Source organism: Conexibacter sp. CPCC 205762 (genome assembly GCF_030646155.1).
GTDB lineage: Bacteria > Actinomycetota > Thermoleophilia > Solirubrobacterales > Solirubrobacteraceae > Conexibacter.
Genome location: NZ_JAUTDN010000046.1, coordinates 24,457 through 37,520, shown reverse-complemented (window position 1 = coordinate 37,520; position 13,064 = coordinate 24,457). Strand labels below are relative to the sequence as shown.

Genomic DNA, 13,064 nt, shown 5'->3' with positions numbered 1-13,064 from the left:
GCGCGACGTGCAGGCGGTCGCGCCCGACGCCGCCGCCGGCTGGCTCGACGCCGCCGAGCGGCTGCTGCCGCCCGCCGCCGACGGCGAGCGCCGCCGCGAGCTGCGCCTGCGCCGCTCGCTCGCGCTCGCCGCCTGCGGCCGCAGCGCCGAGGCGCACGACGTGCTGCTGGCCGTCCACGACGCGCTGCCGCCCGGCTCGCCGCTGGCGGTCCCGGCGGTCGTCCAGCTGGCGCAGATCGAGCGCGCCGGCGGCCGCGCCCACGACGCCCGCGCCCGCCTCGAACGGGCACTGGCCGCCGGCATCGCGCAGACGCCCGCCGACGCCGCCCAGCCGGGGCCGACGCCCGCCGCCGGCATCGCGCGCACGGCGGCCGAGGAGGCGCGGCTGCGGGTCGGGCTGGCGTTCAGCCTCGTGCAGCTGAGCGACCGCGAGGCCGGCGCGGCGGTGCGGGCGGCGCTCGCCGCCGCCGAGCGGGCGGAGTCGCTGCTGGAGATCGCCTCCGCGCGCGCCTGCGCCTCGCTGCTCGCCGCCTGGGAGGGCGATCACGTCGCCGCCGCCGCGGCGGTCGAGCAGGCGCTCGCGGAACTGCAGCAGGTCGGCGACGGCGAGCTGACGGAGGCGCTGGAGACCGTCCACCTGCTCGCGCTGATGGCGATCGCGCACGAGCGCTTCGCGCCGGCTGACGCGCTGCTGGCGCGCGGCGAGACGCTCGCGCGCCGCTCCGGCCAGGACCTCGCGCTCGCGCAGCTCGTGACCTACCGCGGCATGAGCCGCTGGAACCTCTGCGACATGGACGGCGCGCTCGAGTCGGTCGCTGAGGCGGTCGAGCTGGCGCGGCTGCTGAGAGCCGAGGCGCTGCTCGGCCACGCGCTCGCGGTCGCCTGCCACCTGCACGTCAGAGCGGGCGACCGCGCCGCCGGCGAGCGCGCCGGCGCGGAGGCGCAGCGGATCGTCGCGCGCCAGCAGCCGGACCTGCTGACCGCGATCAGCCGCCTCAACGCCTCGCTGTTCATGGCGCTCGACGTCGACCCGGCGCGGCTGCTGCGCGACGCGGTCGCGGCCGGCGGGCCGCAGCTGGAGCGGGTCGACCCGGCCTGGACCTGCCAGCTGGCCGAGTCGCTCGTGCTGAGCGCGCTGGAGCTCGGCGACCGCGACGCCGCGCGCCACTGGGCCGAGCGCGCGCAAGCGCTCGCCGCGCACACGCGGCTGCCGCTCTCCGCCGCGAAGGCCGCCTCCGCGAGCGCGCTCGTGCTGAGCGCCGAGGGCGACGACGACAACGCCGTAGCCCACGCGCGCGACGGCCTCGCCCGTGCCGGCGCCGCCGCCGGCCCGGTCCACGCCGGGCTGGCGCGCAGCGTGCTCGGGCGAGTGCTCGCGCACGCCGGCGAGCGCGACGAGGCGCTGCGCGAGCTGCAGGCGGCCGCCGACGCGCTGACCGCCTGCGGGCTGCAGCGCGCGCACGACGTCGCCGCGCGCGAGATCCGCCGCCTCGGCGGCCGCGCGAGCGGCCGGGTCGGCCGCGCGGCCGGCGCCGAGGGGCTGCGGGAGCTGACGGCGCGCGAGCGCGAGATCGCGGCGCTGGTCGCCGACGGCGTCGGCAACAAGCAGATCGGCCGCGCGCTGCACATCTCCGACAAGACGGTCGCGAACCTGCTCAGCGCGATCTACGCGAAGCTCGGCCTGCGCGGGCGCGCCGAACTGGCCGCGCTCGTCGCCGGCCGGCCGCTCGACGGCTGAGCGGCGCGCGCCGCCGGACGCGCGCCGGACGCGCCGAGCACGCTCGACGGCTGAGCGGCGCTCAGGCGCCACGACCCGCCGGCAGCGCCGCCAGCAGCCGCACCGGCGGCAGCGCGACGAAGCGCGGCAGCGCCAGCCGGAACTCGCCGTCGAACTCCCGCAGCAGCCGTGCGAGCGCGGGCAGCGGCGGGTCGCCGCCGCAGCGCTCGCGCAGCGCGGCCAGCTCGCTCCACCACTGCTCGGTCCGCAGCGCCGGCGTCGTGCTCCAGCGCGCCGTCGCCCCCTCCGGCCCGACCGGCGCCATCCGGTGCGCGGCGCCGCGCGGGATCGCGACCGACTCGCCGGCCGCGACGGTCAGCAGGCGGCCGTCGAGCGTCACGCGCAGCGCGCCGGAGAGCACCTCGAAGCGCTCGTCCTGCTGCGGGTGCAGATGCAGCGGCGGCTCTCTTCCGCCGGCGCTGTAGCGGACCTCCGCGAGCAGCCGCTCGGGCGTCGCGGAGAGGATCGTCACCTGCTCGTGGGCGGTCAGCGCGTACCTGGGACGAACGGCTGCCGGGATCTCTTCGACGGTCATGCGGCGACGATCCCGCCGCGCCGCCGGCGTCGCATGGGCCGATTCTCCCGCCGCTCTCCCGGCGCGCCCGCGCCGAGCCAGGCGCGATGCTGTGCGCATGAGCACCGAGGAGCCGATCCGCGACGACCTCGCCGAGCTGCTGCGCCGGCGCCTGCTGACGGAGGACGCGGCGCGCCCGACCGCGCTGGAGAAGCGCCACGGCCGCGGCGGGCGCAGCGCGCGCGAGAACGTCGCCGACCTGATCGACGCCGGCTCGTGGGTCGAGTACGGCCGCTACGCGGTCGCCGCCCAGCGCGGGCGGCGCGAGGCCGGCGACCTGATCGCGAACACGCCGGCCGACGGGCTCGTCGCCGGCACCGCGACGGTCGGCGGCCGCCCGACGGCCGTGCTCGCCTACGACTACACGGTGCTGGCGGGCACGCAGGGCGTCTTCGGCCACCTCAAGAAGGACCGCATGTTCGAGCTGATCGAGCGGATGCGGCTGCCGGTCGTCTTCTTCGCCGAGGGCGGCGGCGGGCGGCCGGGCGACAGCGACCACCCGGTCGTCAGCTCGCTGCAGGTGCGCGCCTTCGCGCTGTGGGCGAAGCTGTCGGGGACTGTCCCGCGGATCGCGATCGTCAACGGCAGCTGCTTCGCCGGCAACGCCGTGATCGCCGGCTGCGCCGACCTGATCATCGCGACCGAATCGGCCTCGATCGGGATGGGCGGCCCGGCGATGATCGCCGGCGGCGGGCTCGGCAGCTTCGCGCCGGAGGAGGTCGGGCCGGTCGCGATGCAGGCGCCCAACGGCGTGATCGACCTGCTCGTCGCCGACGAGGCGGCGGCGGTCGCGGCGACGCGCACGCTGCTGAGCTACTTCGAAAGCGGCCCGCGCAGCGACTGGACCGCCCCCGACCAGCGCCCGCTGCGCGACGCGCTGCCCGAGAGCGGCCGCCGCGCCTACGACGTGATCCCGCTGATCGAGCGGCTCGCCGACGCCGGCTCCACGACCGTCCTGCGGGAGCGGTTCGCGCCCGAGCTGGTGACGGCGCTGGCGCGGATCGAGGGCCGGCCGCTCGGCGTGATCGCCAACAACACGAAGCACATGGCCGGCACGGTGACCGCGGAGGCGAGCGACAAGGCCGCCCGCTTCCTGCAGCTGTGCGACGCCTTCGGCCTGCCGCTGCTGTCGCTGATCGACACGCCCGGCTACATGGTCGGCCCCAGACACGAGGCCGGCGCGCTCGTCCGCCGCGCCAGCCGCCTGCTGGTGGCCGGCGCCGCGCTGACCGTCCCGACGATCGCGGTCGTGCTGCGCCGCGCCTTCGGCCTCGGCGCCCAGGCGATGGCGTTCGGCAGCCTCCACGAGCCGCTGCTGACGGTCGCCTGGCCGGGCGCGACGCTCGGCCCGATGGGCCTGGAGGGCGCGGTCCGGCTGGCGCTCAGACGCGAGCTGGAGGCGATCGCGGACGACGACGAGCGCGAGGCGCGCGTGCGCGCGCTCACCGCCCAGCTGCACGAGCACGCGCAGGCGCTCAACGCCGCCCAGCTGTTCGAGCTGGACGACGTGGTCGACCCCGCCGAGACGCGCGCGCTGATCGCCCGCACGCTCGCCGCCGCCGGCCCGCCGCGCGCGAGCGGGCGGACCGTCGACACCTGGTGAGCGGGCGCGCCGCGCGAGGACGGGCCGCGCGACGCCCGCGCGTCAGTGCAGCGTCGGCCCGGCGCAGGGCACGAGCAGCAGCGAGCAGGGCGCGTCGGTCGTCAGCCGGTGGCCGACGCGGCCGAGCGTGACGCGCGCGGCGTGGCCGCCGTGGCGTGAGCCGAGCACGAGCAGATCGGCCTCCTGCGCGGCGCGCGCCAGCTCGGTCGCCGGATCGCCGTGGCGGACCTCGGCGGCGGTGACGCCGGCGTGCTCGCGCGCCTGCTCGGCGATCCCCTCCGCGCCGTCGCGCGCGTGCGGCCGCGGGTCGTGGACGGCGATCGCGGTCAGCGCGACGCCGAGCCCCTGCGCCAGCCGCGCGGCGACGCCGAGGGCAGCCTCCGACTCGGCCCCGCCGTCGACGCCGACGACGATCGAGCCGATCGCGAACGGCCGCTCGTGCAGGCCGCGGGCGGCGAGCGCGGCGTTGCAGGGCGCGTCGTGGATCACGTGCTGCGCGTCGCGTCCGGCGCGGACGTGGCCGGCGGGCGCGGCGGCGGTCGAGCCGATCGCGATCGTGCCGGCGTGCTCGCTCGCGGCGACGCGGCAGAGCGCGCGCGCCGGCGAGAGGCCGCTGAGCGGGCGCGTGATCGCCCGCGGCGCCTGCGCGGCGCGCGTCCGCAGCAGCATCCGCTCGGTTCTCTCCAACGGCGGCTCGCCGCTGCTCATCAGCAGCGGCAGCGGCAGCAGCGTCTCCTGCCAGACGCCGGTCAGCAGCAGCTCCGCATCGTCGGCGGCGGCCAGTGCCGCGCCGAGCGCGACGGCGTCGCGACCACCACGAAGACCGTCGACACCGGCCACGATCATGCTGGTCATCAAGCTCTCCTTTCACAGCGTCGCCGCGCCAGTCGCGGTCGGCTGTGGATGACTCCACCTGACGTTATGCCCGAAACCGGCGTCTCCCGACGGCGGATGCTCGCAGCATTAAATGCCATAAAACCGATCACCTTGGTGTAGATTGCTGGCGATCGGCGAGGCCAGGGGGCTCTCCGCCGACGTCCCAGGTCCGTCCATCCCCACACCAGGAGGAATCGCTTGAGACCGTCCAGGTCGATCCGCGCCGCCGGCGCGCTCGCCGTTCTCGCGCTCGCCGTGCCGGCGACCGCATCCGCCGTTCCGAGCGTCACGTCCGTCGAGGCGAAGACCGGGAACCCCGGCGTCACGTTCCTGACCGACCCGACCGGCGCCGGCCTCACCAACACGCAGACCCGCTACGTGCTGTCGCTCGACGGCTGGGTGCTGGGCTACGTCGAGGACAACGGCGTCGCGGCCGGCGGGGTGCTCGACTACTCGGCGCTGCCGAGCGAGTACCGCGAGCCGATGACGGCGCAGGAGAAGCTCGCCTACCCGGCGGCGCAGACGGGGCTGCAGGCGCACGCGACCTGCTCCGGCGTCGCGTCGCTGACCGATCCGGACACGGTCCTCGCCTGGCAGAGCGGGGCGAGAGAGCCGTCGTACGCGTACGTGCCGTTCCAGAAGACCTCGGCCGGCCTCGGCGACGACCCGGCGACGTGGATCGCGGTCGTCAAGAGAGCGACCGGCGTCGACCTCGCGACCGTCACCGACCCGAGAGCGGAGTGCGAGAGACTCGGCGGCAGACTCGAGGCCGCCGACAGCTCCACCCCGCTGGCCAACGCGCTGGTCGCGGCGGCGACCGCGCCGCTGCAGACGCAGCTCGCCGACCTCAGAAGAGCGAAGGACGCGGTCGACAGATCGCTCGCCGACACGAGAACCTCGCTGACGACGACGAGAGACGCGCTGACGGCGGCGAGAACCGCGCTGACCACCGCCAGAGACGCGCTGAGAGCGGCCGACGCCGCCTACCAGGCGCTGTTCCTGCGGCCGATCGACCTGTCGCTGGCGACGAGACGGTTCCAGCTGGGCGACGGCGTCGCGCTCGTCACCGGCGTCGCGACCGACCCGGTCACGCTCACCGTCGACGTGCCGAGAGGGCAGCGCAGAGCGCTCGGCCTCTCCTCGACCACGATCGTCGAGGCGACCGGCGAGATCAACGCCGAGGGCGCGCTGCTGGTGCGGTTGGTGCCGGACAGAGCGATCGCCAGAAAGCTCCGCAGAGCGCTGACGAAGCGCAGGACGATCCCGCTCGTGATCTACGCCGAGTCGGGCGCGACCAACGACACCGTCAGAGCGACGCTGACGCGCTGACCCGCGGCTGACGCGGCGGCGCGACCTCGGTCACGCCGCCGCGACGGCCGGGTCGCCCGGCCGGAAGCTCGCCAGCAGCGTCGCGGCGAGGGCGCGCGCGGCCGCGCTGCGCCGGCGGTTGAGCGGCTGCGCGAGCACGAGTCTCACGCGCACGGCGTCGGCGAGCGCGACGCTGCGGATCGTGTCCTGGAACCAGTGCGTCGCGGTCGCGGCGGCGAGCATCACGCCGGCGCCGTCGCGGACCATCTCCAGCGCGGTCGGCAGCCAGTTGAGCTGGTAGGCGACGTCGAGGCCGGCGTCGGCCAGCAGCGCGCCGCCGACGCCGGCCGACGGGCCGCCGGCGTCGTAGGCGATCGCGGTCTCGCCGCGCAGCTCGCCGAGGTGCAGCGGCGCCGTCGCGGTCGCGGCGACGTGGTCGCGCGGCAGCGCGACGCGCATCGGCGACTCCCACAGCACGGTCGCCTCGACGCCGGCCGGCGGCGCGCCGATCAGGCCGCCGAGGGCGAGGTCGAGGCGGCCGTCGCGGACGTCGTAGACGAGCTGGGTGGCGCCGTCGCCGACGTGCGTCAGCGCGACGCCGACGCGCGGGTTGGCGCTGCGGAAGGCGCGCAGCGCGGCGGCGACGTCGAGCCCGTTGGTGAACTCGACCGTGCCCATCCGCACCGTCCCGGCGAGCCCGCCGGTGACCGCCTCGACGGCGGCGCGCGCCTCCTCGGCCGCCTCCAGCGTGCGGCGCGCCTGCGGCAGCAGCGCGCGGCCGGCGTCGGTCAGCGCGAGCGAGTGCGAGGTGCGCTCGAACAGCGGGCTGCCGAGCGTCTCCTCCAGCCGGCGGACGGCGGCCGAGGCGGCCGACTGGCGCACGCCGAGCCGGTCGGCGGCGGCCGTGAAGCTTCCCTCGTCGGCGATCGTGACGAAGTAGCGCAGCTGACGGAGGTCCATCACTCTCCTTGATGGTTACCAACACTCGCGACCGCTAGAAAGTAACCGAAAGCGAACATAAAGTCACTCCACACGGTGTCGAGCGAACCCAGCTCGGCGCAGCAGCAGCAGTTGAGGAGGAGACTCGATGAACGACCCCCGCAAGGTCGTCGCGCTCGGCGCGGCGATCGTCGTCGGCATGGTCGCGCAGACCGCGCCGGCGCTCGCCGCGGCGCCGTCGACCGCGGCGACCCCGGCGCTTGCACCCAACCTCGCCGACCCGCCCCAGAGCGTGCGCCCGAAGTACCGCTGGTGGCAGCCGCTGGCGGCGACCGACGACGACGAGCTGCGCGCCGAGCTGCGGCAGATGAAGGCGGGCGGCGCGGGCGGCGCCGAGGTCGTCGCGTTCGCGATCGACGGCGTCAGAGCCGGCGACCCGGTGCTGCAGAGATGGGGCTGGGGCACGCCGACGTGGGAGCAGAAGACGCGCGCGATGCTGGAGGGCGCGCGCGACAACGACCTCTCGTTCGCGATGACCGTCGGCCCGCTGTGGCCGGCCGCCGTCCCCGGCGTCTTCGACATCGACGACCGCCGCATCCAGCAGCAGCTCGTCTACGCCTACGAGGACCTCGACGCCGGCGAGGCGCGCAGCGGCGCGCTGCCGAGCGCGAACAGACCGGCGCCGCCCGCCGGCGCCGGCACGACGCTCGTCGCCGTGCTCGCCGCCAGATGCGTCGAGGCGACCTGCACGAGCCAGGCCAGCGGCGCGCGGATGCTCGACCCCGACTCCGTCGTCGACCTGACGAGACAGGTCGGCAGCGGCGGCGAGCTCGCCTGGACCGCCCCGGACGACGGCGGCAGCTGGCAGCTGATCGTCCTGCGGCAGACCGCCTCGGGCCAGAACAGAGGCTTCGGCGGCACCGTCGTCGACCTGCTGCCCAGCGGCAACGGCTACACGCCCGACCACCTCTCGGTCGCCGGCGCGAGACTGACGACCGACTACTGGGACGAGCACCTGCTGACCGCGCAGGTGCGCCAGCTGATCGACCAGCTCGACGGCGGCGCCGAGTTCTTCGAGGACTCGCTCGAGCTCGACACGACGACGAAGTGGACCTGGCGCTTCGCCGAGGAGTGGCGCGACCGCCGCGGCTACGACCCGGCGACGTCGCTGCCGGCGCTGGCCGGGATCGGCCGCGAGGGCACCGACGCGCCCTTCTGGGACTTCCCCGGCGGCCTCGGGGAGCGCATCCGCACCGACTACAAGCAGACGTTCAGCGACCTCTACGTCGACAAGCGGATGGGCACCTTCCACCGCTGGGCGCGCGAGCGCGGGATGACGACCCGCACGCAGTCCTACGGCGAGCCGATCGACACCGTCTACGCCTCCAGCAGAAGCGACGTGCCCGAGGGCGAGTCGTTCGGCTTCTCCGCCTTCTTCGGCACCGCCGACCCGATCGAGCGCTTCAAGACCTCGATCGTCGGCGCCCAGCTCGGCGACGCGCAGATCGCCTCGACCGAGTGCTGCGCCGACTTCAACAGAGCGTGGTCGACGACGATGGGCGGAACCGGCGCCGGCAACGAGCTGTGGCAGGTCTACCAGGAGCTGGCGGGCGGGGCGACGCAGATCGTCTGGCACGGCTTCCCCTACCTGACCGCGCCGCAGGGCTACGGCCCGCGCGCGCTGTGGCCGGGCTTCTCCTTCTCCGGCGCCAACGGCTTCGCCGAGTCGTTCGGCCCGCGCATGCCGCAGTGGGCAGCCGGCGACGTCCGCACCGTCAACGACCACGTCGGCCGCCTGCAGCTGGCGCTGCGCCAGGGCAAGCCGCGCTTCGACGTGTCGGTCTACTGGCAGCAGTTCGCGACCCCGGACGGCCTGCTCAGAAACGGCAACGCGCTGCAGCGGGCCGGCTTCACCAACAGCTACCTGTCGCCCGAGTACCTGCGTCGCGACGACGCGGTGTTCCGCGACGGGCGGCTGTTCCCGGGCAGGACCGCCTCCAAGGCGCTGCTGCTGCTCGACCAGCGCACGCTCCCGCTCGACGTCGCCCGCAGGCTGCGCGAGCTGGCCCGCGCCGGCCTGCCGGTCGTGCTCGCCGGGGCGCTGCCGCAGACGATCCCCGGCCGCGACACGGTCGGCGACGACGCCCGCCTGAGCGCGGTCGTCGACCAGCTGCTGGCGCTGCCGAGCGTCACGCGCGCCGCCTCCGTGGACGAGGTCCCGGCGGCGCTGGAGCGGCTCGGCGTGCGCGCCTCGGCCGCCCGCGCCAGCGGCGCGGCGGCGCTGCTGAGCGTCCGCCGGCAGACGGCCGACGGCGACCTCTACTACCTCTACAACACCAGCAGAGCGGCGCTCGCCGACCGCGTCACGCTGGAGGGCAGCGGCACGCCGTACCTGCTCGACACCTGGAGCGGCCAGACGACGCCGATCGCGCAGTACCAGCGGACCGCCGGCGGCGTCACCGTCGACGTCAGACTGGCGCCGCTGAACGCGACCGTGATCGCGCTCAGCGACGACCCGGCCGCCGTCGGCGCCGCGCGCGCCGCCGACGCCGTCCACGCGACCGCGAGCGACGCCGACGCGCTGGCGCCGGGCGCGCCCGGCGTGCTGCGCGTCCGCAGCACGAGCGCGCGGACGGTCACGACGACGCTCAGCGACGGCCGCACCGTCGCCAGCGCGCTGACCGACGTCCCCGCCGCGCGGACGCTGCGCGACTGGAGCCTGACGGCGCAGAGCTGGACGCCGGGCGCCAGCGGGCTGCCGGGCGACACCGTCAGAACGACGCTCGCGCCGCTCGCCCTCAGCGCCGGCGAGGACGGCAGACTGCCGGCCTGGAGCGCGCTCGCGCCGCTGCAGGACGTCTCCGGCACCGGCGTCTACACGACGACCGTCGCGCTGCCGGCGAGCTGGAGCGGCGGCCACGGCGCCTGGCTCGACCTCGGCGCCGTCGTCGACACCGCGGTCGTGACCGTCAACGGCACGCCGATGGCGCCGGTCGACCCGCAGGACACGTCGCGGATCGACGTCTCCAGCGCGCTGCGCGCCGGCGCCAACACGATCGAGGTGCGCGTCGCCTCGACGCTGTTCAACGCCGTCCGCGTCGCGCCCGGCACCGGGATCGGCGGCAGAGCCCGCCAGGCGTACGGCCTGCTCGGCCCGGTCGTGCTGACGCCCTACGGCGAGGCCGAGATCGCGCTCGCGCCGAGCGGCGAGCAGCCGCAGCCGCCCCTCGACCCGGGCCAGCCGAGACCGCCGCTGGACCCGGGCACGCCGAGAGCGCCCGCGCCCGATCGCGTCAAGCCGCGCCTGAGCGGCGTCGCCGCGAGCACGCGGACGCTGCGCCGCGGCGGCGCCGCGAGCGTCCGCTTCCGCCTCTCCGAGCGGGCGCGCGTGCGGCTCGTCGTCGCACGCAGGCTCGACGGCCGCAGAGCGGGCAGACGCTGTCTGACCGGCGCGAAGGCGCCGCGCAGAGGCGCCCGCTGCGTCGTCTGGAAGACGCTCCGCTCCGCCACGGTCAGCGGCAGAGCCGGCGCCAACCGGGTCGCGCTGCTGACGCGGGCGCAGAGCCGCCGCGCCGCGCTCGGCGCCTACCGCGTCACGCTCGTCGCGACCGACCCCGCCGGCAACCGCTCGGCCCCGCTGCGCGCGAGCTTCCGGGTGGTCGCCAGACGCTGAGGCCGCCGCACCCGCCGCTGATGCCGCCGCCCGCGCGGCGACGTCAGCGCGGGCGGCGTCAGCGCGGGCGGCGTCAGCGCGCGGGCGGCAGGCGCGGGCCGCTGCGGGCGACGGCGCTCGGGAGCTCGCGGCCGACGGCCTGCGCGAGCAGGGCGCTGGCGCGCAGGAGGCGATCGAGGTCGATGCCGGTCGCGACGCCGGCGTCCTCCAGCACGAGCACCAGCTCCTCGGTCGCGACGTTGCCGGCGGCGCCGGACGCGAACGGGGAGCCGCCGAGGCCGCCGAGCGAGCTGTCGAGCCGCGTCACGCCGCACGCGACCGCAGCCCATGCGTTCAGCAGGCCGGTGCCGCGGGTCTCGTGGAAGTGGACGCCGATCTCGCCGCCGAGCCGCTGGACCAGCGCCGCGACGCGCGGCGGGGTCGCCATCCCGGTCGTGTCGGCGAGGGTGACGCGCGCGGCGCCGGCGGCGACCGCGGCGTCGCGGCACAGCTCGACCTCCGCGTGCGCGATCTCGCCCTCGTACGGCGAGCCGAAGGCGCACGAGATCACCACGTCGACCGGCACGCCGTCGCCGCGCGCGGCCGCCGCCGCGCAGATCGGCGCCAGCCCCGCGAGCGCCTGCGCCCGCCCCATCCGCGTGTTGCGGAGGCTGTACCGCTCCGAGGCCGAGACCGTCACCGTCAGCGCGTCGACGCCGGCCGCGAGCGCGTCGCGGGCGCCGCGCTCGTTCGGCACCAGCGCGGTCCGCACGACGCCGGGCAGCGAGCCCAGCTCGGCGATCAGCTCGGCCGCGCCGGCCATCGCGGGGACCGCGCGCGGCGAGACGAACGCCGCGACCTCGATCTCGCGCAGGCCGGCCGCCGCCAGCGCGCGGGTCAGCGCGACCCGCGTCTCCGGCGGCAGCGGCTGCTCGACCTGCAGCCCGTCGCGCGGGCCCACGTCGCGGATCGTCACCGCGGGCGGCAGCCGCCACGGGCCGGACCCGGCGCCTGGGGACGCGGCGCCGGGTCCGACCCCGCTCACGCGGGCGCCCCTGCCCGCAGCTCCGCCAGCGCTGCCTCCGCGCGGTCCTGGCGCACCGCGCCGGCCTCGACCAGCCGCGCGACGACGTGGTCGACCTCCGCCGGCGACGCGCCCGCGGCGATTGCGACGTTGCGGGCGTGGAGCGTCATGTGGCCGCGCTGGATGCCCTCGGTCGCGAGCGCCCGCAGCGCGCCGACGTTCTGCGCCAGGCCGACCGCGACGACGATCTCGGCCAGCTCCGCGGCCGTCTCGACGCCGAGCAGCCTCACCGCCGCGCGCGCCGTCGGGTGGGTCTTCGTCGCGCCGCCGACGAGGCCGACCGGCATCGGCACCTCCAGCGTGCCGACGAGGTTGCCGTCGGCGTCGACCTCCATGTGCGAGAGCGTCGTGTAGCGGCCGTCGCGCACGGCGTGGCTGTGACAGCCGGCCTCGACCGCGCGCGTGTCGTTGCCGGTCGCCAGCACGACGGCGCTGATCCCGTTCATCACGCCCTTGTTGTGCGTCGCGGCGCGGTAGGAGTCGTCGGCCGCGAGCCGGTAGGCGTCGACGATCCCGCGCACCACGTCCGGCCCGCCGAGCTTGCCGGCGTCGAAGACCGCGCGCGCCCGCGCGAGCCGCTTGTCGGCCTTGTTGGAGAGGATCCGCAGCAGCACGCGCCCGCGCGCGATCTCGGCGATCCGCGGCGCCAGCGCCTCCGCCATCGTGTTGACGGCGTTGGCGCCCATCGCGTCGCCGACGTCGACGACGAGGTGCAGCACGACGTGCGTCGTCGCCTCCCCGGCGACGACCCGCACCTCGATCTCGCGCGCCCCGCCGCCGTAGCTGACGAGCACCGGATCCTGCTCGTCGGCGGCGGCGAGCAGCTCGTCGCGGTGCTCCAGCAGCCGCAGCTTGGCGGCATGCGGGTCGGCCACGTCGAGCACCTGCACCTGCGCGATCATCAGCGGCGCGCTCGTCGAGCAGTGGAAGCCGCCGCGCTCGCGCGCGACCTGCGCGAGGTTGCTGGCGGCGGCGATCACCGACGGCTCCTCGGTCGCCATCGGCACGACGCGATCGCGCCCGTTGACGCGGAAGTTCGCGCCGATCCCGAGCGGCAGCGAGATCACGCCGACGGCGTTCTCGACCATCCCGTCGGCGATCGGCAGGATCTCGGGCAGCGGCGCGCGCAGCGCCTCCAGCTCCGACTCCGCGACCCCGGCGGCTCTCGCCGCCGTCTCCAGGCGCTCGTCGGGCGTCAGCTTGTAGAAGCCGGGCAGCCGGCTGTTCACGGACATCGTCTCTCCCGTCGGG

9 protein-coding genes are annotated in these 13,064 nt (G+C 76.3%); 4 read left to right on the top strand and 5 right to left on the bottom strand.

Features of this window, described 5'->3' with window-relative positions:
* A partial coding sequence (locus Q7L73_RS24735) for a helix-turn-helix transcriptional regulator (RefSeq protein WP_304715694.1) occupies nt 1-1,738 on the top strand: 1,738 nt, incomplete at its 5' end.
* Between the two features lie 61 nt (nt 1,739-1,799).
* Here the strand turns inward: Q7L73_RS24735 and Q7L73_RS24730 are convergent.
* Nucleotides 1,800-2,312 (bottom strand): cupin domain-containing protein, encoded by a 513-nt coding sequence (locus tag Q7L73_RS24730; protein ID WP_304692890.1) that lies wholly within the window; start codon nt 2,310-2,312, stop codon nt 1,800-1,802.
* A 97-nt stretch (nt 2,313-2,409) separates the two neighbouring features.
* Between Q7L73_RS24730 and Q7L73_RS24725 the strand changes: the two genes are divergently transcribed.
* Nucleotides 2,410-3,954: an acyl-CoA carboxylase subunit beta gene (locus tag Q7L73_RS24725; protein ID WP_304692888.1), complete on the top strand. Its 1,545-nt coding sequence runs from the start codon at nt 2,410-2,412 to the stop codon at nt 3,952-3,954.
* Between the two features lie 42 nt (nt 3,955-3,996).
* Here the strand turns inward: Q7L73_RS24725 and Q7L73_RS24720 are convergent, their stop codons facing one another.
* Nucleotides 3,997-4,809: a universal stress protein gene (locus Q7L73_RS24720; RefSeq protein WP_304692886.1), complete on the bottom strand. Its 813-nt coding sequence runs from the start codon at nt 4,807-4,809 to the stop codon at nt 3,997-3,999.
* Between the two features lie 219 nt (nt 4,810-5,028).
* On the opposite strand from Q7L73_RS24720, the gene Q7L73_RS24715 reads away from it, so the two are divergent.
* Entirely contained in the window at nt 5,029-6,159 is a 1,131-nt protein-coding gene (locus Q7L73_RS24715) for a hypothetical protein (protein ID WP_304692885.1), read from the top strand.
* Nucleotides 6,160-6,189: 30 nt separating this feature from the next.
* Here the strand turns inward: Q7L73_RS24715 and Q7L73_RS24710 are convergent, their stop codons facing one another.
* Nucleotides 6,190-7,098 (bottom strand): LysR family transcriptional regulator, encoded by a 909-nt coding sequence (locus Q7L73_RS24710; RefSeq protein ID WP_304692884.1) that lies wholly within the window; start codon nt 7,096-7,098, stop codon nt 6,190-6,192.
* A gap of 127 nt (nt 7,099-7,225) precedes the next feature.
* Here Q7L73_RS24710 and Q7L73_RS24705 point away from each other — a divergent pair, with 127 nt between their 5' ends.
* Nucleotides 7,226-10,750 (top strand): glycosyl hydrolase, encoded by a 3,525-nt coding sequence (locus Q7L73_RS24705; RefSeq protein ID WP_304692883.1) that lies wholly within the window; start codon nt 7,226-7,228, stop codon nt 10,748-10,750.
* Between the two features lie 73 nt (nt 10,751-10,823).
* Here the strand turns inward: Q7L73_RS24705 and Q7L73_RS24700 are convergent, their stop codons facing one another.
* Nucleotides 10,824-11,774, bottom strand: a complete 951-nt coding sequence (locus Q7L73_RS24700; RefSeq protein WP_304692881.1) for a hydroxymethylglutaryl-CoA lyase — start codon at nt 11,772-11,774, stop codon at nt 10,824-10,826.
* Entirely contained in the window at nt 11,771-13,048 is a 1,278-nt protein-coding gene (locus Q7L73_RS24695) for a hydroxymethylglutaryl-CoA reductase, degradative (protein ID WP_304692879.1), read from the bottom strand. Before Q7L73_RS24695 ends, Q7L73_RS24700 begins: the two co-directional genes overlap by 4 nt.
* Between the last annotated feature and the right edge of the window lie 16 nt (nt 13,049-13,064).

Excerpts from the sequence above, each read along its gene's own strand:
- Q7L73_RS24730 (WP_304692890.1), bottom strand. The coding sequence starts at position 2,312 with ATGACCGTCGAAGAGATCCCGGCAGCCGTTCGTCCCAGGTACGCGCTG.
- Q7L73_RS24725 (WP_304692888.1), top strand. The coding sequence starts at position 2,410 with ATGAGCACCGAGGAGCCGATCCGCGACGACCTCGCCGAGCTGCTGCGC.
- Q7L73_RS24720 (WP_304692886.1), bottom strand. The coding sequence starts at position 4,809 with ATGACCAGCATGATCGTGGCCGGTGTCGACGGTCTTCGTGGTGGTCGC.
- Q7L73_RS24710 (WP_304692884.1), bottom strand. The coding sequence starts at position 7,098 with ATGGACCTCCGTCAGCTGCGCTACTTCGTCACGATCGCCGACGAGGGA.
- Q7L73_RS24705 (WP_304692883.1), top strand. The coding sequence starts at position 7,226 with ATGAACGACCCCCGCAAGGTCGTCGCGCTCGGCGCGGCGATCGTCGTC.
- Q7L73_RS24695 (WP_304692879.1), bottom strand. The coding sequence starts at position 13,048 with ATGTCCGTGAACAGCCGGCTGCCCGGCTTCTACAAGCTGACGCCCGAC.